Below are 20,632 nucleotides of genomic sequence, written 5' to 3'. Positions count from 1 at the left end.
ACTCATTGTACGTGTCTGGCAAGCTGGATAGAGCGGTGCCGGGAATGTTAGAATTAAAAAAAGGGTGAAAACTAGGAGGCAGAGCTGATGCGGGACAATCTGTTGCCACAGCTGGAAGCGTGGCATGAGGAAGATGAATTCGAAGAAATCGTAAATGCCATTATGGAGATTCCTGTGGAGGACAGGGATTATGTGCTGATCAGTCATTTGGGCAGAGCGCTGAACAATCTTGAGCGTTACGAAGAGGCGGTTGAACAGTTCCTATCCATTGAAGAGGAGGGGAAAGACGATCCACTGTGGAATTACCGCATAGGCTTTGCCTATTACTACCTGGATCAATATGAGGAGGCCTTGCGCGCATTTGAAGCCGCAGATCAGTTAGAACCTGGGGATGAGGATACTTTGGAGTTCCTGGATTTGACTCGGAGCAAAGCCCCTCAGAAAGCAGTGGAAGTGTCCAGTGCCGAGGTTGATACCGTTGTGGATTTCGATTTTACGGACTTTTGGGATGACAGCGAGCATGCGTTAGAACAATATGTTATAGATGATCCGCCCACTGATGAGCTAATCGTCTCCTTAGAAGAAGAATTGGTGTTCAGGCTGCCGACCTTCTATATTCATATGATGAAGCTGCATAACGGGGGAGTTCCTCGTAGCAGATGCTTCCCTATAGGTGAATCGGTCTCCGGGGCGAAAGAGCATATCAGAATTGCAGGCATTCTGGGAATCGGGCGGGAGAAGAGACACTCACTGTGCGGTGAATCAGGCAGCCGCTTCAGAATTGAGCATGGGGGATATCCTGAAATTGGTGTGGTCATTTGTGATTGCCCTTCGGAGTCCGAGGTGGTCATGCTGGATTACCGGGAATCCGGCAATGACGGCGAACCGGAGGTTGTCCATGTGGATAAGGAGAATAACTACAAGATTACGCGGCTTGCGCCCAATTTCGAAGCCTTTATTCGCGGGCTGGCAAAAGAATAAATGAGGAGTCTGATTCGTCAATCTAATTAATAATAGATCCAGGCCATCCTCCTTTTAACCGCGAAAGATTCTTACAGGATAAAATGCTCGGCTTGGATGCTGGTGCGGATTCCAGTCGGATGGCCGAGAGCACATAAGTAGGGAATCTTCTCGCGTGTCATCGGATGGATAGTGCCTGGCTGGCGAGTATCGACATTGCTCAGAATAAGGCTTGGGCTGCGGTTACTGTGAAAATGCCAACTTCAAACTTGACCAAAATGGCTGTGCCGAATGGGGAGCTGCTCCGGATCAACACAACAATCACGGACGTGTGGTTATCAACGGAAGATCGTCCAGTTTTTCGTAAACCAACAATCCTTTCTCTTTCGCAACCCTTACCATTTCATCGGCACCCTGAGATGGTCCTCCGACTCGAAGCACGGCGTTACAGTAATCAAGCAGGCGAATGGAAGATGGATGAAAAATTCGGTTGAAAATCTCGTCTCCCAGATTAGTGGAACCGGCTGTCGCGATAAGTGGCAGAGCATACCACTCCCCCAGCACCGGCATGTGCCCAGCCTCGTAAACTTGAAGAGCGATTTCATTCATGTAGCTGACATTTTCCTCAATTAATACGGGATCATCATTCGTTCCAGAGCGATACGGGCCTGCGATAAGGATATGCAGCGGTTTCGCTTTCACTTTCAAGAGACCTTGAATCTGAGCGTATTGGAGCAGCATGATCGTCTTGGCGTCACGAATCTCGCCGCTTTGGACCATGTCGAGCGCCTGAGCAAACGGAAGTTCCACCACTTCAATGTTTTCCTGTTCTTCCTCAAGCCCTCCACCCCGACCCGTTGTCATATCTTCATTATACTCCGCTACAAAGAAGTACAGGATTTCGGTAACCGATCCCGGTGACATATAGGCCTCGCCTATTTTCTGTACACGGTCGATACAGTACCCTGTCTCCTCCTCCGTCTCCCGCAGAATACTTTCCTCCGGTGTTTCTTTATCGAGCAGTCCTGCACAGGTTTCGATAAGCATTCCAGTCTCATTGCCGTTCCGATAAGTAGGCATTCGGAACTGTCTGGTTAGTACAATGGTTTGTTTGTGCCGATTATAGAGCAGGATCGTTGCGCCGTTGCCACGGTCGTACAGTTCACGGGATTGTGTTTCCCATTGTCCATTTTCTTTTTCGTACTCGAATGTGACTTTCTTTAAGATGTACCAGTTATCCGATAGAAGCTCCTCTTTTACGATCCGTACTTTTGGGTGGTGCTGCTGTGCCTTCATCTCATTTCCTCCCTAGAAAGATCCCGTTCTCTTTAGTCATTTTGAGGGTCCCGTTCTGCTGCAGAAGTCGATTGACGTGGTCTCGAAACTTATCAATAGCCGCTCCGACAAGTCGCTCTCTTGCGTTCATCGGAGTCGAAATCATATATTCGATCAGGGGTTCCGCTTCGTCGACCAACAGACGGTCGTCATAACGAAGCAACCGAAGATCGGAGAAACAAGAAGACAGCAACTCCCCTCCGTTACCTAGATGGAACCGTTTAATAGCTTGATCCAACACATGAAGATCGGGGTCGAACGAAACTGCCAAGTGCTCAACCTCTTGTAGGTGTTGAATGCTCATCGTAGAGGTGCACACTATACCTCCTCGCTTGAGGACACGGTGCATCTCGCGGATCGCTCCAGGGATGTCCGGCACGTGATACAGCATGTTGTTAGCGATAACCATATCGAATTGTTCATCATGAAATGGGATCTGTTGCGCGTCAACAGATAAAAACTTAAACTGCAAATTGTTGCTTCCTAAGCGGCAACGTGCTTCTTCCACCATCCCGCTTGACACATCGGTAAGCGTGATGCGCCAACTGCTTGGAATTCGTTCTGCGTTTCTTATCCAAAAGGTTCCGTCGCCGCAGCCCAACTCTAGAATGTGGGCTCCCGGATGAACCTCCAGTTGTTCAAAAACCCAACTATGCCAGCCTTGTGGATTCGTGCTAAACTTGTCATAAAGATGTATCCGCGTTTGCAGGCGGTTCGCCGTCCGATACTGCTCGCCCCAATTTTGCTCACTCTGCACGGTTTGAATAACATCCGCCAAGTGGTTCCAATCAGACCCATTGACCGACATTTCCATAGCATCTCGTATTGCATGGACGACGTGCTCCGTATGAGCGATTTTCCTCTGTAGAACATCGAGCTGTGCTTGCAACGAATGTCTGATCTCCCCTATGGATAGCGACTCTGCATCTAAGATGTCCTTTATTTCTTGAAGCGATAGCCCTAAGTACTTCAACGTCTGAATCTGCTGCAATCTTTCCAGGTCTTTCATTTTGTATGATCTTATAGATCCAGTGTGATGCTTTTCTGGAATTAGAAGCCCAATCTGATCGTAATATCGCAATGTCCTGACCGTTATCCCTGTACGCTTGGCAAGCTCCCCTGTCGTCAGATCGTTCTCTTTGTGCATCCTTTACTCACATCCAATCGAATGCTCTAACATGTGGTTCTCAGTAAGTATAGCAGGTGACGTAACGTCACCTTCAAGCAAAAAATTATGCCACAAAGGCGCTATTATTCCATCAACACTGAGTTGCTTTGTTGAAATAAGCTTTGCTAATGGAAGCTCCAGATATAACAAATAGAAAAATACTCAGACTACAAGATCAAGTATTGTGGTCTGAGTATTTTTTGTTTATAAATTGTACTGGTCGAGCTGAAGGATTAACGCTATAATACTCTCTACATAAGAAGATTAAATATTTACTTATAAATTTCATTGGTAATGGAAATTACTGATAAACAGTAATAGTTCTTGTCCCCTCTCATAGCCTCGATATCATCCTTCAATTATCGCGAATAGAAGCCCTAAATATATCTACTGTTAGACTCCAAAATTTTTGACCAATTCATTTTAACTTGGTAAAATTAAAATTAAATTGCTAACAATTTATTTAACAAAATAGATATTGCTTTACATGTCTTATTTTTACCCGGACATTATATTTTATGGAATAGAAACAGGTGAAACTTGTATGGATAACAACACGAAAAATGAGCCTTTAGATAATTGGTTATCTCTTACCAACCTACAGACAAGTATCAATAATGAATTAGAAAGTGCTTTGCAGGAGAAGTACAGTTTATCCTTAAAGGAGTTCTATGTTCTATATTTCCTGTCTCAAACAAGCGATAAAGAATTGAGATTGCAGCAATTACAAGAAATGGTCGGCTTGAGCCAAAGTGCCATATCAAGGCTGGTAGGTAGGATGGAGGCTAAAAGCTGTGGTGCTTTGCAACGGCATGTATGTGAAGATGATCGCAGAGGAATTTATACCCGTTTGACTGAGCTCGGTGAGGACAAATTACAAAGAGCTCTGGTCACTTTTAATGAAATTTTCCAGTCCGCTCTTTTAAAGGACGATCTCCAGCATGAGTTACAATCCTTAATCAAAAAGCTATAGGACGCAATTACTTATCGTGCAAGTATAATGTTATTTCTGCCCAGAAGAGATACCCTTCTGGGCTATTTTGTATTAAGTAATAGGATAAACGAGAATCATCTAACATGCCTATAAGTTGACATAAGGAAAATAACTATGCTAATATAAATGCGTGCGCATGCATTTATATATAAAAAGGAGTTTTTTCGATGAAGGATTTATTTAACCCTTACAAGTTAAAAGGACTGGAGTTAAAAAACCGTGTTATCATGCCTCCCATGTGTCAGTATTCGGTTGATAAAAAAGATGGAATAGCTACCGATTGGCACTATCTGCATTATGTAAGCCGAGCTGTCGGTGGTGCAGGATTGATTATAATTGAAATGACCGACGTAGAACCGGATGGACGTATTTCAGACTTTGACTTGGGATTGTGGTCTGATGAGCAGATCCCTGCTTTGAAGAAAATTGTTGATGCCTGCCACAGTTATGGTGCAAAAGTGGGGATTCAAATAGCCCATGCCGGACGCAAAGCAGAGGATGCAGAAGTACCTGTTGCTCCTTCCGCTATTCCGTTTGATGAGAATTCCAAAATGCCTAGAGCCCTTTCGACCAACGAAGTTAAAGAAATGGTTGAGAAGTTCCGCAGTGCAGTACAGCGTGCTGTAAAAGCAGGAGTAGATACAGTTGAAATTCATGGGGCTCATGGCTACTTGATACATCAATTTCACTCTCCTCTCACGAATAAAAGAGAGGATGAGTATGGAAAAGATTTGACTAAGTTTGGCCGGGAAATTATTCAGGCTGCCAAAGCCGAGATACCGGAAGACATGCCATTGATTATGCGTATATCTGCTAAAGAATATGTAGAAGGTGGATACGGAATTAAGGAAAGCATCGCTTTTGCCAGAGAATATCAACAAGCAGGAGTGGATATTTTTGATATCTCTTCAGGTGGCGAGGGTCCTATTGCTGCTTGGGGAAGACCTGGTACTCATGCTGCTTATCAAGTCCCGTTAGCCCAAGAAATCAAACAGGCGCTTGATATTCCGGTCATTGCCGTTGGAAGATTGGATGATCCTATACTGGCCAATGCTGTTATTGGAAATGAGGCTGCCGATCTCGTAGCTGTAGGGAGAGGAATGCTAAGAAATCCTTACTGGGCTCTGGAAGCTGCAGCTAAACTAAAAAAAGAAACGACAACTCCAAAACAATACACTACAGGTTTTTAATCGACAGCTTCAATGAACGTTAAGCTTCTACTAAGCATAAAAAATTTTCCTAACCACCGATGAGCCTGATCGTAGGTTTTGGTAAAAGTGTACTGATGCATAATAAAAAAGAGCGGCCAAGCTGCTCTTTTTTATTATGCATCAGGCAGTTCTGAAAAGGTCAAAGCGGGCAGAATAGGTTTATATGAGTCGGCGTATAAATACGGCGTCCAATCCGGATTGGCACCGGAATAAAAATCTTTGACCCCGCACATGCTATGGGAAATGATATCAAGGGAGTGCATCCTGATGACAAGAAGAAAGAGGAGATATGTAGTTCCAGGGGTTGAAAACGAAATGCAGGCTTTCAAAGCAACTGTAATGAAGGGTGAAGGTTATGTCGTTGATCCGAATCAACCTGACGATGTGAAATACGAAGTGGCTAAGGAGCTCGGAGTCCCCCTCCAGCCAGGCTACAATGGCGATCTAAATACGGAATCAGCCGGTCATATTGGCGGCAAAATTGGCGGTGCCATGGTTCGGGAAATGGTTCGTCTGGCCCAAGAGCAACTCACAAACAGGGAGCAATCATAGAACACTCTGATTTTACCACTCAATTCGGAACTGTAAAATGTTTTCACCATCGTACCGCAAGATTGCTCAAGATAACCCATCTGATCGGCAAGTAAGCGAATCACTTAACAGCCATTGCCGACGTTCCATGTCGTTGATGGTTGTTTTTACTCACAAGTGGCTCCAGTAGCTTGTCTATGGACTCCTGATTTTGGATCAGGATAAGATAGCTGTCTTCCTCCATTCGAAAGGAAGGATGCTGCATAAATACTTTGGACAGCTCGGCTACATGAGCCGGGTCGTCAGGGAGATACTTTACATATTATCTACGAGGTCTTGGGCTTGTTTTTCAGAGATCTGGAGCAGTTCGCGATTCCTCCCTATACATAGGGATATAATGGTGTACGCTTGTGAAAGAGTTTTCAGTGTATTGTGCATCTGAACAACATAATAAGGCTTGTTTCCCTACATGTCAGCCTATTTTATCATAGGAATGAAACCGTTTGCTTATATAGCTAGGGAATTATAGACTATACCAAAAAGCAGGCTACTCTTAGGAGTACCTGCTTTTTGAGTCTATCGTGTTTATTGCCAGCCAAGCTGCTCTAATGACGGACCTCGCGAAAGCTGTAGGTAATGTCGTGCAGCTCTTTCTTTAAACGACTATATTTAGATGCGGGCGTATATCCGAGCACCTGGTGATAACCCTTTTCGGTCTCAATAATGGCTGCATGGATGACATAATGGTCCACATCTTTTTGTCCCTTAATCGTAAACTCAATGGCAGGATATCCATTAATCGTTGTGTCAGATGAAGGTCCTACAGTAGAGAGGTTAAAACTTTTGGTCAGGTTGTTTTGAATTTTCTTTGTGTAGTATTGGAGAGTTACATTACCCAATTCCTTTTTCGAATTGGACAGTACCGCAACGGACTTTTGAATGTATGGATTGAATATCGCAATATCCGTCATTTTTTCACTGTCCGGGTCTGTTGACCAGTCCAGCGGGGCTGAGATTTGAAACTGCCCATCTTTACTTACGTAGGTCTGCTCTGCCCTGCTCACTGGAGCTTCGGGAGGTTGATAATGATGTAACCATATATAAATAGCATTAACACCCGAGCCTCCCAAGATCACCATTGCGATAAAAAATATTAACAGCGAACATTTCATTTTCTTTTTGCTAATCGGCTCTAAATCACGTACCTTCACAACATATGTACCTGCGGCTAAATCACCAATTCGTTGTCCTGATGCAGTTACTAACACGCTGATAACAGCAGGTAACGAGCCCATTAGAAAAGGGTTGGTTTCAATCAATCTAAGCAAAGTGCGAATTAGCGATTTAATAAAACCAGGAGGCCTTTCTTCCCCGTTAACGACCTTGATACGAAAAACGAACTTCCCCAGCGTATAGCCTGTATAACCTTCCAAAAGCAAATAATAGCAGAAAAACGCTATAAGCAGGATACAACGGGTTGCAATCGCCAAAGGCAAAAACCATCTATCCGTTATTTGAATGACAGAGATAAACAAGCATATATAACCGATCACAAAGAATATGAAATCAAATACCGTTGCTCCCCACCGCCTAAACAAAATAGACGAACCGTAGGTTTTTGATATTTCTGCCATCCTGTTTGTTTCCCCATAATTTTGACCATGGCGAATGTACATCTGTCTTGATGCTTCCTGCGGATTCTGGTACATGTGCTGGTTCTCCAAAAAATACACCTCTTTTTAATATTCAATCATGTAAAACACGCCCCTTATATTAACGGTCATTTTACAATCCATGTTTAGGAAAACATTCTATAAACAAAGAAAAAGTTTATAAATAACTGTTCATGAGTGATTCCTCTTTCCATCATTTGAATTTGGCGGCCACCATGCTTAAAATGTGCTACTTGGAGTATACTTAAAGTCAACTAAAACCGATAAATATAGACTGAGGTGCCCTGAACATCCTTTATTTTGGAAGATGGGAGAATGGAATGAACAAAAGGCAAACAGAGATTTTTCGCAAATTATTGACAGAATCAAACCGATTGTGGCTAGTGCAGGATCTGGCCGATCAAACGGACTGCTCTGAAAAGACGATTCGCAACGATCTGAAGGTAATTGAAGAATATATAGCAAAACATTCACCGGACGGCTCATTTTGGAAGGTGATTCAGAATATCGGCTCGGCTTCGTTTACCTTTATGGTACCGATTCTCGCCGGATTTATCGCGATGAGCATTGCGGATAGACCGGGGCTTGCACCAGGTATGATTGGCGGATTTATTGCTGCGAACGGCAGCTTTTATGGAAGTGAGGCGGGAGCCGGATTTATCGGCGGAATTATCGCCGGTTTCCTGGCAGGTTATGTTGCACTTGGGATTCGGAAGATTAAGGTTGGCCGAGCGTTACAGCCGATTATGCCTATTATTATTATTCCGGTATTGTCATCCTTGATTGTAGGATTAATCTTTGTTTTGTGATCGGTTCTCCAGTCGCACAATTGTTTGAGGCTTTAACAGGCTGGCTCGCAGGTATGCAAGGTACAAGTTCGATTCTGCTGGCGCTGATTTTAGGGGCAATGATCTCCTTTGATATGGGCGGACCAGTCAATAAAGTCGCATTCTTATTTGGCTCGGCTATGATCGGGGAAGGGAATTACGGAATTATGGGTCCAATCGCCGTTGCAATTTGTATCCCGCCGATTTCGATGGGACTTGCAGCGATGATCAACAAACGTAAATTTGCACCGGCTGAACGCGAGGCCGGGAAAGCAACCTTCACGATGGGTCTCTTCGGTATTACCGAAGGTGCGATTCCGTTCGCGGCCCAAGATCCACTGCGTGTAATTCCTAGCATTATGGTTGGATCAATGGTCGGTTCAGTCATCGCCATGATGGGAAATGTGGGAGATAAGGTAGCTCATGGCGGTCCGATTGTAGCCGTGCTTGGTGCGGTTGACAATGTGGTTATGTTTTTCGTCGCCGTTATTGTCGGCGCGGCCGTATCGGTTGTCATGGTGAGTTTACTGAAAAAAGATATTACAACTGTAGAGCCGACTGCTTCTGGAGATGAAATTACTGGAAATTCTGCTGCAGAGCTATTGGCTTCAACAGCCATTACCAATAACGGGTTAGCTGATTCTGAACAAGCTGTCCACATTGAGAAGTTGACGGATATTGTAACGATGGATCTGATTAACCTCAATCTGGAAGGAATAACGCAGGATGCTGTGGTTGATGAAATGATCGGGGCGCTTGAGAAAACCGGAGCTGTAAGCTCTGCCAATGACTTTAAACAGGCCATATTGGACCGAGAGAAAGAAAGCTCCACAGGGATCGGAATGAACATTGCCATCCCACATGGCAAATCGGAAGCTGTTCTGAAGCCAAGTGTGGTTTTCGGTATCAAGCGGAGCGGCGTTGACTGGAAAATCTTGGACGGAAGTGAGGCGAAGCTGATCTTCATGATTGCTGTGCCACGCAATAGTAAGGAAAACGCGCATCTGAAGGTGCTACAAATGTTGTCCCGTAAGCTGATGGACGATCATTTCAGAGAAGCCCTTCTGGCGGTTACAACCAAGGAAGAAGCATATCAATTGCTGGATCAGGTGCATTAATGGATGCACTAAGAACTTGAATCAAAGAAGAGAGGCTCCCTAAGCTACAGTTGGGAGCCTCTTTTTTGTCCAGATGGGGGAGTATAGATGCACATTACTATTTTATTGGAGGAAGTGGCATATACATTTCGTATTGTTCAAGGGTGTCTTTTACAGGACCTGCTTTTTGGATAAAACGTTCAAGAGAGTCATTATAAAAGGATATATAGCAATCCTGGCGAAAGTCCTCTAGCGTGAGTCAGCGGCGTTCACCGCGCGAAATGAGCATGATGCCAAGAAAGACAAACCCTGCACCTGCCAGATGAGTAAATAAAAAAGGTTCCCGGAGGATGATGTAGGACAACAGCAACGTACTAACCGGAATACACCCCGTATATACCGCTGCCGTACTGGCGGCTACCCTTGACACGCCCCGGAACCATAATATGTAGGCTAATGCTGTAACAAAGATACCGTAATATAAGACGAGTCCAATCTCCCCTGCACCAACATGATTGAAGTTGAACCGCCGTGCCTCCCCAAAGGAACAAGCCAGAAACATGAGAAAGGAAAAGAGCGTTATATACATCGTTCCAAGCAGGGAAGAGACATGGCTGGATAGCATCTTGCGTAATACCGTCAGCGCCGCTTCCCCGAACACGGCAGACAAAACAAGCAGCATGCCAATAAATGAGGTTGCATGGGGAGTATTCAACCAGAGCGCCGATATGTGGGGTAATTGCAGCGCCAAAACGTCGAGCAGTGAACAGGCGATCCCGAGTCCGGGGCGCAGCGTAATCTTCTCTCTCAGCAGCACATACGAAAGAAGTGCAATGATAGCTGGGGTCAAGCTTGTCAGAATTCCGCTTTCGGAAGCAGAGGCATAGGCCAGCCCGTATAGCATCAGCACACGGAAGAGAAACATGCCGATCAGGGCCTGAATGAACAGGATTAAGGCATCCCGCTTGCTGATCCTTAGAGAATTTTTGTGCCTGACTAACACAATAGGTACCAGGAACAGAAGGGCAACGGCCAGACTGGCTGATTGCGATAAAAAAACAGGCAGCCGCATTACAACCAGTTTACCGACCACCACAGAACTGCCGACAATGACGGTTGCGATCACTAATTCCATGTAAGTCAAAATGGTTGCTTTGTTCATTCCAGTTCACCTCTTGTACAGATATTGATATATACTGTAACAATAGAAATGGGGTCCTTGTAGATCCAGTTGAAGGGATTTTTAACAGTACCGCTTGAGGAGGACAGCGTATGTGGCTATCTATAGATAAAAGTGCGTCAGTTCCGATGCTCCGTCAGGTGTATCAGGCCATCCGGGACCGTATTTTAGTTGGAGAACTGCATGCAGGATATAAACTCCCTTCAACCCGGTTGCTGGCTTCACAATTAAACGTATCCCGGAATGTTATTCTCGAAGCATATGAAATGCTGCTGGCAGAAGGTTTAGCCTCTGCATACCCGGGTTCAGGCACCTATGTAGCCGAAGGAGCCGCTCTTCCAGGCTATGTATCCACACCGCCTATCGCCGTGTCTTCGTCTGCATCGAGTATTCAGTATCCAGATGAAGTGCCAGTGATCTCCTTCCGGACGGGGCTTCCTGCGTTAGAATTGTTCCCGCGCAAATCATGGGCTGACTTGCTTCAAAGCGTATGCAAAGAAGCTCCCGATCTCGCACTGGGTTATGGCGACTCTGCTGGAGAACCCGAGCTGCGAAGGGAGCTGGCTAACTATCTGGCTCACACCAGAGGAGTAAAAGCCAGGCCGGAGCATATTGTGGTTACTAGTTGAGCAGTACAAGCCATTCAGCTTGTCACCCGTCTGCTGCTGTCAGCGGGGGATGAAGTCTTGGTAGAGGAACCGACCAATGAAGACTTAAAAAGCATTCTGTCGGCTACAGGAGCAGCACTGCGGAGCATGCCTGTGGATGATTCTGGCGTTATAACAGCGTATCTGCCGCAAAAAAATAACCCTAAGCTGGCATATCTGACGCCCTCGCACCAGTTCCCGCTGGGGGGCATCCTGCCGATCCAAAGGCGGATCGAGCTCATCCAGTATGCCGCCCGGACAGGTTGCCTGCTACTCGAGGATGATTATGACAGTGAGTTCCGGTATGATGGAGCACCCGTCCACTCTTTGCAGAGTCTGGACCCGGAACGGGTGCTATACGTCGGTACGTTTAGCAAAACTTTATTTCCGGCCCTGCGGATCGGCTACATCGTCCTTCCTCCGTCACATGTTGCTGATTTTATCCGATTAAAGCAACTGGCAGATTACCAGACGGCGAGCCTGGAGCAAATAGTGCTGAGTCGGTATATCGGGAAGCGACTCCTTCATCAACATATACATAAAATGAAGAAAGTGTACGCCAAGCGGCGTCAAGTCCTGCTTGATAGTCTGGAGCAGCATTTTACCGGGCAATTCCGGGTATGTGGTCGGCCGGCTGGTTTACATTTGGTAGCAGAGTTCCAATTTCCGCTCCCAGAGAATCTGCCTGAATGTTTCTGTAGCGAAAATGTTTTTGCAGTACAGCTGGAAGGGAACCGACTGCTAATGGGCTATGGGCATCTAAATGAAAGCGAAATTCGTGAAGGGATCAGCCGAATCAGGAATGCCCTGCAACGGCATATATGAACGGATATGAAAAGCAGTTAGTTTTTCTAATGGACAAAGGCTCCTTCAAGTACAGTAGTACTACCTCAGTTAACTAAAGGGAAAATGATGAGAACTGCTACATAAAGTCAAAAAAATAACGAATCACGTGAAAAAAGACGGGCGAGGTGTAGGTCAAGCTATCTACCCGGCTTAAGTAGCTTTTTTTCAAAGCATCGAACTTTTCGTCATCACCGATTAGTAAATCCCGCTTCAGCACGGAAACCGTTAAGCTGCCGAAGAAACCGCTCAAGCTGATGAGTATCCCGAAAATGAGTCCAAATTTCAGGTCAAACAGCGTCAAGTACGGATAGATCAGATAGGAAGCCCCTATGGTTACGGGAAAAGCGAATGCAAAGCCTTCCCAAGTTAAATTGGGGTTGGAGGTCGGGGCGATTTTCCGCTTTCCGAAATAGAGTGATGCCAGGTAGTGTGCGACATCATTGAGCTGCGTCAGTACCACTAGAAAAAGTACAACCTTACGAATACAGGAACGTTTCTTACGAGAGTCATTAAAAGCTATACCAGAGCGCCCTACAATCACGCCTCCATCTCCTTTAACCGGGAGCTTTCGGAATTATACAGCTTCGGGAGAAAGACTCCCAATAATCCTCTGGATGGTGGTTTCGTGAAAGAAGATATTAAGACAGGTACATACAGCAGATTTCCGAATACAACATGTGTCATCTACGAGCTTCAAGTAACCGACCGTGAAATCGAAAAAATGAAGCGGGTTTTACATGTCTTTATCAGAAGTCGTCAAAAATATTTGTATAACCTTCTGGGCTTGATCGGCGTTGCCTTAAAAGAGCCTGTTGAGTTCAGCAATTCCTACTTTTGTTCGCAATTCGTAGCGGAAATCCTACAGCGATCCGGCATAAAGATATGGAATAAGCTACCCGCACTCATTACCCCAGACGACAAAGTGACCGATTCCATTTGATCTACGAAGGTAAATTGAGCGAGTATGAACCTCAATCCCGAGAATAGCACGTCGCTCAAGCACATTTAGGCTTTAAATTAGACTTCCATCATATTTTTAGTTACTATATAAAAGTACATGTAGAAAAGCAAATGTAAGAAAGTAAATAAAATCTGAATGGAGGATTTCATATGAAAATCGCATTAACAGGAGCAACAGGGCAACTGGGTTCCATCGTGGTAGATACGTTGCTTGCATCTGTCCCGGCAAAAGACCTTATTGTTAGCGTAAGAAATCCGGAAAAAGCAGAGAGCTTGCATGCTCGTGGCGTTGACGTTCGGCATGGAGATTTTGATAAACCAGAAACGCTGGATCAAGCGTTTGCTGGAGTAGAACGACTGCTGATGATATCTGCAGACGGGGATAATGATACCAGAATCCGCCAGCATAAGGCTGCTGTTGATGCTGCTGTACGTGCGGGAGTAGGCTTCATCGCTTATACCAGCGCAGCCAATGCCGCTGACAGCACTCTGTTCCTAGCACCCGTACATCGTATAACGGAAGAGTTTATTCGGGAGTCCGGTATTGCTTATTCCTTCTTGCGTAATAATTGGTATCTTGAGAATGAAACAGGCACGATCCAATCTGTACTCGCGGGGGCTCCTTGGCTAACCTCGGCAGGGTCCGGTAAAGTAGGGTGGGCCACCCGTGCCGACTATGCACAAGCGGCTGCCACCGTTTTGTCTGGCGTAGGACATGAGAATACAATATACGAGCTTTCCGGCAAGCCGATTACCCAGGAAGAGCTCGCGGCGATACTTGCTGATGTTCTGGGCAAGGACGTTCCTGTACAGCAGGTGGACGATGCTGCGTATGCCGAAATTATGCTCGGTGCGGGAGTGCCAGAAGGTGCCATCCCGATTGTGGTCGGGATTCAACAAGCGATTCGCGAAGGAGCCCTGGATGTTGTAAGCAACGATTTCGAGAAGCTGTTACAACGCCCCCTTACGCCGCTTAGCCAAGGGCTTAGCGAGCTGATAAAGCAAGCAAAGGCATAATATACGTGCCGTAGAGTACAATTTCAACATAGGATACTGCTTATGATAAAAAACGGATGCTGCCTTAAAAGGTCAGCATCCGTTTTAGTTACATGTTCACTCCCCAGGAATTTTCAGAGACCTAGTTGCCTCCATGAGTGGAATCGCAGCAGATTATCCAATATACTTGTATGGAACTCCAAGGAAGGCTTGGGTTTATATAAGAAAGCTAACACAGTAATAGAAATAAAAATGAATGGAGTACATAATATTATGTCTAATTTGCCAAATTGCCCGGAATGTAATTCAGAATACACTTACGAGGATCGCAGTCTTTTTATTTGCCCGGAATGCGCTCATGAGTGGTCTTCCGAGTCAGACACCGTAAGCAACGAAGATGTGAAAGTCGTCAGAGATGCGAATGGTAACGTCCTGCAGGATGGTGACTCTGTAACTGTCATTAAAGACCTGAAGGTTAAGGGCAGCTCATCCGTGCTGAAAATCGGCACCAAAGTAAAGAACATCCGTCTGGTGGATGGTGATCACGATATTGATTGCAAAATTGATGGTTTTGGAGCGATGAAGTTAAAATCAGAATTCGTAAAAAAGAATTAGAATGTAAGAGGTTATAGGGGGGCCAGCCATACGGTCCCTGTTCCTCTGTATACATTAACCAGCCCTTCGCCGGAAGCGGCGGAGCCCAATTTGGTTTTTCCAGATTTTTCGACGGTGAACTGTAAGGTATTGGACCACATGAGAGCAAAATTGCCATCCACCTTCAGGGTATCATTTTGCAATTCTATGATGACTGCTTCTTCGGAAGGGATCGGCGCTTGCAGTGCCAGAACTCCTTTCCCCCGGGCGCTTAGGTTAAATAATCCCTCTCCACCTAATGCAGCAGAGGAAAGATTACTACGCGCAACGACGGATATGTTCAGCGTAGTATCACAAGCTAAAAACAAGCCGTCTTCGATGGCAATGTCATCATTATCGACATCTATAAGCCAGATATATTGATAAGTAGGCTCCAGCATAATGGTTCCTGTGCCTTTGTAGTGGGGTTTAATGGCACCTGTCCCCGTCACAGCACCGGATACCAAGTTACGCATTAAGCCTCCTACGCTTTTTATGCCAGTAGTCATTTCCATGCTCCCCACAGTATATTGCATGGCTCCCGCCTTCATCATAACTTCGCTATTGTTGATTTCGATCATAAGCTGTTTGCGGCGCATGTTACTTTTACTCATATAGTAACTGTCTTTCGCAGCTGCAACCGAGGTGCAGCTCAAATCTGTTATGTATTCCAGTACCGTAAATCCACCTAGTTGGTCAGTGATGACAACATTGCTGTTATCCTTTAGGTTATTAATGACAAAAGCCATAAATGTATGCGCCTCCTTGTTGTATTCATGTTGTAGAGATGGGAATCCTCTTAAAATATTCGACAAAGAGAATTCTTTTCCTGCGGCGAATATGGACGCTCTCCTGACTGAATCCAGACCCGGAAAAGGAAAGCTTGAAAAAGAAACGAAAAAAATTCAATATAAAGATATCCACTTTTAAAATGGTTTGCTTTGCAAGCCGCTGAATAAGAGCAAGACATGACAATAGGAGGTAGGACCAATGGAGATAGGGATAAGCACGTTTGTGGAAACAACACCGGACCCCCAAACGGGTGAGGTCATCAGCCACGCACAACGAATACGTGAAGTTGTCGAGGAGATTGTGCTTGCAGATCGGGTAGGGCTGGATGTGTACGGCGTAGGGGAGCATCATCGAAAAGATTATGCGGCATCTGCTCCGGCTGTTATACTGGCTGCGGCGGCAGCACAGACACAGCGAATTCGGCTAACCAGTGCGGTCACGGTGCTATCATCGGATGATCCAGTGCGGGTATTTCAGGATTTTGCTACACTGGATGGCATCTCGAATGGACGGGCTGAGATTATGGCAGGGCGGGGTTCTTTTATTGAATCGTTTCCGCTGTTTGGATATGACTTGGATAACTATGATGAGTTGTTTGATGAAAAGCTGGAACTGTTATTGAAAATACGCGAATCCGAAAAAGTGACCTGGAAAGGCGGACATCGGCCTGCAATCAACCATTTGGGCGTGTACCCACGTCCGGTCCAAGATCCGTTGCCCGTATGGATTGGCAGCGGGGGCAACCAGGAATCTGTAGTCCGTGCCGGATTGCTCGGATTGCCGTTGGTGCTGGCTATTATTGGAGGTAGTCCTGAGCAATTTGCGCCATTGGTGGAGTTGTACAAAAAGGCAGCTAAGCACGCAGGCCATGACGTATCGCTGCTTCCGGTTGCATCCCACTCGCATGGTTTTATTGCGGAAAGCACCGAGCTTGCAGCGGAAAAGTTTTTCCCTTCCACTCAGCAAAGCATGAACGTCCTTGGGCGTGAGCGTGGCTGGGGGCCTTACACCCGTTCCAGCTTCGATGCCGCACGCAGCTTTGAAGGAGCGCTGTATGTAGGCGATCCCGATACAGTTGCCAAGAAAATCATCCACCTGCGTAAACAGGTAGGCATTACACGTTTTCTGCTCCACGTGCCTGTCGGCACGATGCCGCATGAAGATGTCATGAGAGCTATTGAGCTGCTGGGAACAGAGGTAGCGCCACAGGTGCGCGAGGAGATATCCAAGTGGGAATCCGAGAGTAAATAAGCAATTTATTTTGAGTATTCGGATTTTGTGGTGGGATTAAAATGATTTCCATTTGTTTCAAACCGAGGTTATACGTCGGTTTGAAACATTTTTTATTGCTTGACTTTCCACTTGAGTGGAAGGTTTATAATTCGAGTACAGAAAGGAGTAAATCATATGTTTAAAATCAGTGAATTCTCAAAGTTGAGCCAAGTACCTGCAAAAACTTTGAGATTTTATGATCAACTTGAACTTCTCAAACCTGCCTACACGGATCAACAAAGTGGTTACCGTTACTACAAGAGTGAACAGATGCTTGATCTACATCGAATTTTAGCATTTAAGGATCTTGGTTATACACTTGAACAAATCAAACAGCTTCTGAATGATAACGTGTCTACTGCAGAAATTCGCGGAATGCTTCGACTTAAGCAGTCGGATCTGCACTCGCTGATTCAGTCGGAAATGGAGCGTTTGAGGCGTATTGAGGTCAGACTGAAACAAATTGAACGACAAAGCGACGGTCTTTCTCGATATGAGGTTCTGGTTAAGAAGGTCGAGCCCTTAATGGTTGCAACGCTTAAAGAAACCACGAGCAGAGCAAGTATTCCCGAATTATTCGAAGAAATTGACAAATATTTAAAATGGAATGGAATACCTCTGCCTGTTCCCCATATGGTGATGTGGCATGGTTGTCCGGAGTGTGAAAGCACCATCGATCTGGAAATAGCCTGCCCAATCCCACGCAAGCTGCAGGATACGGTTCGCTTTCAATCAAAATTGCTGCCGGACATGACCGTTGCGTCGGTGACCCATATGAGCCGTCCAGATGCGGATACGCCAGTGAGTATTGATCTTGGATCCTGGATTGAAGAGAACGGCTACCGGATCAGCTCGGAAATGCCGAGCAGGGAAGTTTATTTATCACCTCAGGAAAGCAACAAATTGCGATATGTGACAGAAAGTCAGATGCCTATTTTGGGAACGGGGTTCATGCAATGAACCGTATGCCAACTGCGCTCTAGGCGTTAACTCTTGCCTCTTTTGGTATCGGCACGACAGAATTAGTACCTATGGGGGTACCGCCAACAAAATTCAAGAACTTATGGGAGTGACAACAATGCCGATATTTCGATCCAACGGAGCAAAGCTTTTTTACGAAGAAGAGGGTGCTGGTTTTCCTTTAATTATGCTTCATGGTCTCCATGGAAGCAGCAAGATGATGAAGTATGAAATCAACCGGTTGAAAGAATATTTTCGTATTATTGCTTTAGATTCGCGCGGACATGGAAAATCAGACAAGCCTCTCCATTATACGCTGGAAGAACATGTACAAGATGTGATTAATCTGTTGAATCATCTCGCGATTGAAACCGGATATCTTATGGGAATGTCTATGGGAAGTTACATTGCACAAGGTGTAGCGATCGCGGTCCCCAATAGGGTGAAGAAGCTGGTTCTCATTGTCCCGAAAAGTCATGGCAAAACATCATCCATGCAGGAGCTTTTCGCTCGTCATGCAGAGGAACTAGAGGGCCTAACGTTTGAAGAAAAGTTGAGCCGCGCTTCCAAGTATATTTTTCATGACCCCATTGCTGTTCAGAAAGTATTTAGCGCATTTTATGATCAACAGGCGCTCCTTACATCGCCACAAGAGCAAGAAGCTGCTAACAAGGCCTTGGAAGGATTCGATTTTCGGGATCATTTGCATCAAATTACTGCGAGCACATTAGTCATCAGTGGAAAGTATGACGGTGTGAACCCACCGGAAAGGGGAATAGAGATCGCCTCGCGAATACCCGGTGCAATTTTCATTGAATTCATTCATTCCGGCCATGCTCCAAGCATTGAAGAGCCTGAACGTTTTATAAAAGAGGTAACGAATTTCCTACTTGCTTAACGACTTCAGCTGGTCAACATTCATGCCTGTTCTGTTAAAACCCAGTTTCGCCGTTTGCATTTTGGTCGTCCGCTTCGCCGTCACCTTTTCCCATACGCTAAGCAATGCGTTGCATGAAAAAAACCGGACCCTTTACTCTACAAGGGAATTCGGTTTTTCGTAAATGCAAGAGAAGTTCAACTAACGTACCCCTCCCTCGGAATGTCTCCAACTGGCGTTGTTTGTGATCGTGGCAGGCTTCTTGGTATCCTAGGTTTCCACCTTGATTGAGAAATTGGAGAAGGGCGAATTATAAGCCCTTTTCCACCATAAAATCCGAATACCCTTTATTTTTAGGTTATGTTAAACGTTGTTGTTGATATTTGATATATACGAACTAACGTTCCATAATTAGGGTGAAGCAGAAGCATAAAGAGGGACTCGTTTGCCCGCATTGCAAAAACCAAAATTTGTACACGTAAGGAGATAAAACTATGACAAAAAACAAATTACTAAGAATGGACAATGTTGGCATCGTTGTAGAATCCCTTGATGATGCAATCGCTTTCTTCGAGGAGATTGGCTTGAAGCTCGAAGGGCGAGCTACTGTCGAAGGTGAATGGGCTGGTCGCGTAACCGGGCTGGGTTCACAGTGTGTAGAGATTGCTATGATGGTTACCCCAGATGGCCACAGCCGACTTGAACTTTCGCGATTTCTCACCCCACCTACTATATCAGATCACCGAACTGCTCCTGTAAATGCCCTCGGTTATCTACGCGTCATGTTCACCGTTGAAGACATTGACGAAATGGTATCCAGACTCACTAAGTATGGTGCTCAGCTCGTTGGCGAAGTGGTTCAGTACGAGGACTCGTATCGGCTCTGCTACATTCGTGGAAATGAAGGACTTCTAATCAGTTTGGCGGAACAACTCGGTAATAAATAAGTAACGTTTAAAAGAAGACTTAACTGAAATATACATTACTGGAAGATCAACATCAGGATTTAACATAGCCTATTTTTAAAGGGAAGAGAGAAAGGAGCAGCCCCCTGGTGATTAGACCGCTCCTTTTTATATTCAAATACCATATAGTCTAATTCCATGATAATCCAATTATCTGTTTTTAGTCCGTTTTTTATGCGCGATACGTTTCTGCAATAAAGCTTTTCCTTGTTTTAGTCTCTTGGGTGTTGCAGGTACTCTGCGTGAAATGTTTTTTTCTTGTGTTGCTTTTGAAGGCAGTGTCATGCGAAGAATGGATGATGCAGGTTGTCTTTGACTGCTGCTCGTTATAAAGTTGATGGTGTAGTTCAAGACGAACGGGCCAACTGTAATTCTCCGCAGCCCCACGCTTCTACAGGTGGTACAGCCTGTATCCCAGCACCAATTGAAGGCATTCTCGGGAACTTGAGTGAAGTATGAGCCCCGCCATTTGCGCCCAAAATTATCCTCCCCATAATAGAAGAACGTGTTACCGCCTGCGAAGCCGCTCCACACCTGAATGGTCTGACCTGGGTTAACACGGAACCAGCCTGCTTTAGAGTAGTTAACAGGACTACAGCTGAAGTCCGGGTAGGCATAGACTACAAAGATAGCTGCATTAGTGCTGTTGCGAAAATTAAGCCCCATTGTCGTCACTTCTTTCCTCATATAGTAATCTTACAGTGTATG

The 20,632-nt window shown here is 45.4% G+C and carries 20 protein-coding genes and 4 pseudogenes; 16 read left to right on the top strand and 8 right to left on the bottom strand.

Annotated features, from left to right (window positions below; translation table 11 throughout):
• Positions 1-87: 87 nt before the first annotated feature.
• Together GCU48_RS10190 and GCU48_RS28830 are read left to right on the top strand one after the other, a co-directional pair.
• A complete protein-coding gene (locus GCU48_RS10190; RefSeq protein WP_152379931.1) occupies positions 88-981 on the top strand; it encodes an SMI1/KNR4 family protein in 894 nt (297 codons plus the stop codon).
• A 164-nt stretch (positions 982-1,145) separates the two neighbouring features.
• Positions 1,146-1,217: pseudogene (locus GCU48_RS28830) on the top strand (heme-binding protein); the annotation flags it as partial.
• 64 nt (positions 1,218-1,281) lie between these two features.
• Here GCU48_RS28830 and nudK read toward each other — a convergent pair.
• Positions 1,282-2,256 (bottom strand): GDP-mannose pyrophosphatase NudK, encoded by a 975-nt coding sequence (nudK, locus tag GCU48_RS10180; RefSeq protein WP_152379930.1) that lies wholly within the window; start codon positions 2,254-2,256, stop codon positions 1,282-1,284.
• A gap of 1 nt (position 2,257) precedes the next feature.
• Positions 2,258-3,442 carry a MerR family transcriptional regulator gene (locus GCU48_RS10175; protein ID WP_152379929.1) on the bottom strand — a complete coding sequence of 395 codons (1,185 nt, stop codon included), beginning with the start codon at positions 3,440-3,442 and terminating at the stop codon, positions 2,258-2,260.
• Positions 3,443-4,007: 565 nt separating this feature from the next.
• Here GCU48_RS10175 and GCU48_RS10170 point away from each other — a divergent pair.
• The 3 genes from GCU48_RS10170 (at position 4,008) to GCU48_RS10160 (ending at position 6,220) form a co-directional block, all read left to right on the top strand.
• Positions 4,008-4,436, top strand: a complete 429-nt coding sequence (locus tag GCU48_RS10170; protein WP_152379928.1) for a MarR family winged helix-turn-helix transcriptional regulator — start codon at positions 4,008-4,010, stop codon at positions 4,434-4,436.
• A 188-nt stretch (positions 4,437-4,624) separates the two neighbouring features.
• Complete coding sequence (locus GCU48_RS10165; protein ID WP_152379927.1) at positions 4,625-5,647, top strand: NADH:flavin oxidoreductase/NADH oxidase; 1,023 nt, start codon at positions 4,625-4,627, stop codon at positions 5,645-5,647.
• A gap of 288 nt (positions 5,648-5,935) precedes the next feature.
• On the top strand, positions 5,936-6,220 hold the full coding sequence (locus GCU48_RS10160; RefSeq protein ID WP_152379926.1) for an alpha/beta-type small acid-soluble spore protein: 285 nt from the start codon (positions 5,936-5,938) through the stop codon (positions 6,218-6,220).
• 151 nt (positions 6,221-6,371) lie between these two features.
• Here GCU48_RS10160 and GCU48_RS29135 read toward each other — a convergent pair.
• A pseudogene (locus tag GCU48_RS29135) lies at positions 6,372-6,521 on the bottom strand (sugar diacid utilization regulator); the annotation flags it as partial.
• Positions 6,522-6,804: 283 nt separating this feature from the next.
• Positions 6,805-7,923: an RDD family protein gene (locus GCU48_RS10150; RefSeq protein WP_152379925.1), complete on the bottom strand. Its 1,119-nt coding sequence runs from the start codon at positions 7,921-7,923 to the stop codon at positions 6,805-6,807.
• 269 nt (positions 7,924-8,192) lie between these two features.
• On the opposite strand from GCU48_RS10150, the gene GCU48_RS29130 reads away from it, so the two are divergent.
• Positions 8,193-8,681, top strand: a complete 489-nt coding sequence (locus GCU48_RS29130) for a PTS transporter subunit EIIC (RefSeq protein WP_152379924.1) — start codon at positions 8,193-8,195, stop codon at positions 8,679-8,681.
• Positions 8,678-9,817 carry a fructose-specific PTS transporter subunit EIIC gene (locus GCU48_RS10140; RefSeq protein WP_152379923.1) on the top strand — a complete coding sequence of 380 codons (1,140 nt, stop codon included), beginning with the start codon at positions 8,678-8,680 and terminating at the stop codon, positions 9,815-9,817. The genes GCU48_RS29130 and GCU48_RS10140 overlap by 4 nt, the downstream gene beginning before the upstream one ends.
• Before the next feature lie 238 nt (positions 9,818-10,055).
• On the opposite strand, the gene GCU48_RS10135 is transcribed toward GCU48_RS10140, so the two are convergent.
• On the bottom strand, positions 10,056-10,958 hold the full coding sequence (locus GCU48_RS10135; RefSeq protein ID WP_152379922.1) for a DMT family transporter: 903 nt from the start codon (positions 10,956-10,958) through the stop codon (positions 10,056-10,058).
• Between the two features lie 110 nt (positions 10,959-11,068).
• On the opposite strand from GCU48_RS10135, the gene GCU48_RS28825 reads away from it, so the two are divergent.
• Together GCU48_RS28825 and GCU48_RS28820 are read left to right on the top strand one after the other, a co-directional pair.
• Positions 11,069-11,605: a GntR family transcriptional regulator gene (locus GCU48_RS28825; protein WP_307498783.1), complete on the top strand. Its 537-nt coding sequence runs from the start codon at positions 11,069-11,071 to the stop codon at positions 11,603-11,605.
• 57 nt (positions 11,606-11,662) lie between these two features.
• Positions 11,663-12,448, top strand: coding sequence for an aminotransferase-like domain-containing protein (locus GCU48_RS28820; protein ID WP_341874659.1), 786 nt, complete (start codon positions 11,663-11,665; stop codon positions 12,446-12,448).
• A gap of 97 nt (positions 12,449-12,545) precedes the next feature.
• On the opposite strand, the pseudogene GCU48_RS10125 reads toward GCU48_RS28820, so the two are convergent.
• A pseudogene (locus GCU48_RS10125) lies at positions 12,546-12,947 on the bottom strand (phosphatidate cytidylyltransferase); the annotation flags it as partial.
• On the opposite strand from GCU48_RS10125, the pseudogene GCU48_RS10120 reads away from it, so the two are divergent.
• From GCU48_RS10120 to GCU48_RS10110, 3 genes and pseudogenes are all read left to right on the top strand, one after another.
• Positions 12,945-13,456 (top strand): annotated as a pseudogene (locus GCU48_RS10120) (hypothetical protein); the annotation flags it as partial. The pseudogenes GCU48_RS10125 and GCU48_RS10120 sit on opposite strands and share 3 nt — an antisense overlap.
• Positions 13,457-13,579: 123 nt before the next feature.
• Complete coding sequence (locus tag GCU48_RS10115; RefSeq protein WP_152379921.1) at positions 13,580-14,446, top strand: SDR family oxidoreductase; 867 nt, start codon at positions 13,580-13,582, stop codon at positions 14,444-14,446.
• Positions 14,447-14,698: 252 nt separating this feature from the next.
• Positions 14,699-15,040 carry a zinc ribbon domain-containing protein YjdM gene (locus GCU48_RS10110; protein WP_152379920.1) on the top strand — a complete coding sequence of 114 codons (342 nt, stop codon included), beginning with the start codon at positions 14,699-14,701 and terminating at the stop codon, positions 15,038-15,040.
• Between the two features lie 11 nt (positions 15,041-15,051).
• On the opposite strand, the gene GCU48_RS10105 is transcribed toward GCU48_RS10110, so the two are convergent.
• Entirely contained in the window at positions 15,052-15,807 is a 756-nt protein-coding gene (locus tag GCU48_RS10105) for an AIM24 family protein (RefSeq protein WP_025716485.1), read from the bottom strand.
• 241 nt (positions 15,808-16,048) lie between these two features.
• Here GCU48_RS10105 and GCU48_RS10100 point away from each other — a divergent pair, with 241 nt between their 5' ends.
• The 4 genes from GCU48_RS10100 to GCU48_RS10085 all read left to right on the top strand — a co-directional run bounded on the left by GCU48_RS10100 (position 16,049) and on the right by GCU48_RS10085 (position 19,906).
• Positions 16,049-17,101, top strand: a complete 1,053-nt coding sequence (locus GCU48_RS10100) for an LLM class flavin-dependent oxidoreductase (protein WP_152379919.1) — start codon at positions 16,049-16,051, stop codon at positions 17,099-17,101.
• Between the two features lie 156 nt (positions 17,102-17,257).
• Complete coding sequence (locus GCU48_RS10095; RefSeq protein ID WP_152379918.1) at positions 17,258-18,082, top strand: MerR family transcriptional regulator; 825 nt, start codon at positions 17,258-17,260, stop codon at positions 18,080-18,082.
• A 118-nt stretch (positions 18,083-18,200) separates the two neighbouring features.
• Positions 18,201-18,980 carry an alpha/beta fold hydrolase gene (locus GCU48_RS10090; RefSeq protein WP_152379917.1) on the top strand — a complete coding sequence of 260 codons (780 nt, stop codon included), beginning with the start codon at positions 18,201-18,203 and terminating at the stop codon, positions 18,978-18,980.
• A 473-nt stretch (positions 18,981-19,453) separates the two neighbouring features.
• Positions 19,454-19,906: a VOC family protein gene (locus GCU48_RS10085; protein ID WP_152379916.1), complete on the top strand. Its 453-nt coding sequence runs from the start codon at positions 19,454-19,456 to the stop codon at positions 19,904-19,906.
• 168 nt (positions 19,907-20,074) lie between these two features.
• Here the strand turns inward: GCU48_RS10085 and GCU48_RS10080 are convergent, their stop codons facing one another.
• Positions 20,075-20,590 carry a DUF1036 domain-containing protein gene (locus tag GCU48_RS10080; protein ID WP_152379915.1) on the bottom strand — a complete coding sequence of 172 codons (516 nt, stop codon included), beginning with the start codon at positions 20,588-20,590 and terminating at the stop codon, positions 20,075-20,077.
• Positions 20,591-20,632 lie beyond the last annotated feature (42 nt).

Source organism: Paenibacillus brasilensis (assembly GCF_009363115.1).
Lineage (GTDB): Bacteria > Bacillota > Bacilli > Paenibacillales > Paenibacillaceae > Paenibacillus > Paenibacillus brasilensis.
This window is presented reverse-complemented; position numbering and strand designations above follow the sequence as displayed.

What these genes read in the sequence shown, in the direction of transcription:
- GCU48_RS10190 (WP_152379931.1), top strand. Translation starts at nt 88, where the DNA reads ATGCGGGACAATCTGTTGCCACAGCTGGAAGCGTGGCATGAGGAAGAT.
- nudK (WP_152379930.1), bottom strand. Translation starts at nt 2,256, where the DNA reads ATGAAGGCACAGCAGCACCACCCAAAAGTACGGATCGTAAAAGAGGAG.
- GCU48_RS10175 (WP_152379929.1), bottom strand. Translation starts at nt 3,442, where the DNA reads ATGCACAAAGAGAACGATCTGACGACAGGGGAGCTTGCCAAGCGTACA.
- GCU48_RS10170 (WP_152379928.1), top strand. Translation starts at nt 4,008, where the DNA reads ATGGATAACAACACGAAAAATGAGCCTTTAGATAATTGGTTATCTCTT.
- GCU48_RS10165 (WP_152379927.1), top strand. Translation starts at nt 4,625, where the DNA reads ATGAAGGATTTATTTAACCCTTACAAGTTAAAAGGACTGGAGTTAAAA.
- GCU48_RS10160 (WP_152379926.1), top strand. Translation starts at nt 5,936, where the DNA reads ATGACAAGAAGAAAGAGGAGATATGTAGTTCCAGGGGTTGAAAACGAA.
- GCU48_RS29130 (WP_152379924.1), top strand. Translation starts at nt 8,193, where the DNA reads ATGAACAAAAGGCAAACAGAGATTTTTCGCAAATTATTGACAGAATCA.
- GCU48_RS10135 (WP_152379922.1), bottom strand. Translation starts at nt 10,958, where the DNA reads ATGAACAAAGCAACCATTTTGACTTACATGGAATTAGTGATCGCAACC.
- GCU48_RS28825 (WP_307498783.1), top strand. Translation starts at nt 11,069, where the DNA reads ATGTGGCTATCTATAGATAAAAGTGCGTCAGTTCCGATGCTCCGTCAG.
- GCU48_RS10115 (WP_152379921.1), top strand. Translation starts at nt 13,580, where the DNA reads ATGAAAATCGCATTAACAGGAGCAACAGGGCAACTGGGTTCCATCGTG.
- GCU48_RS10110 (WP_152379920.1), top strand. Translation starts at nt 14,699, where the DNA reads ATGTCTAATTTGCCAAATTGCCCGGAATGTAATTCAGAATACACTTAC.
- GCU48_RS10105 (WP_025716485.1), bottom strand. Translation starts at nt 15,807, where the DNA reads ATGGCTTTTGTCATTAATAACCTAAAGGATAACAGCAATGTTGTCATC.
- GCU48_RS10100 (WP_152379919.1), top strand. Translation starts at nt 16,049, where the DNA reads ATGGAGATAGGGATAAGCACGTTTGTGGAAACAACACCGGACCCCCAA.
- GCU48_RS10095 (WP_152379918.1), top strand. Translation starts at nt 17,258, where the DNA reads ATGTTTAAAATCAGTGAATTCTCAAAGTTGAGCCAAGTACCTGCAAAA.
- GCU48_RS10090 (WP_152379917.1), top strand. Translation starts at nt 18,201, where the DNA reads ATGCCGATATTTCGATCCAACGGAGCAAAGCTTTTTTACGAAGAAGAG.
- GCU48_RS10085 (WP_152379916.1), top strand. Translation starts at nt 19,454, where the DNA reads ATGACAAAAAACAAATTACTAAGAATGGACAATGTTGGCATCGTTGTA.
- GCU48_RS10080 (WP_152379915.1), bottom strand. Translation starts at nt 20,590, where the DNA reads ATGGGGCTTAATTTTCGCAACAGCACTAATGCAGCTATCTTTGTAGTC.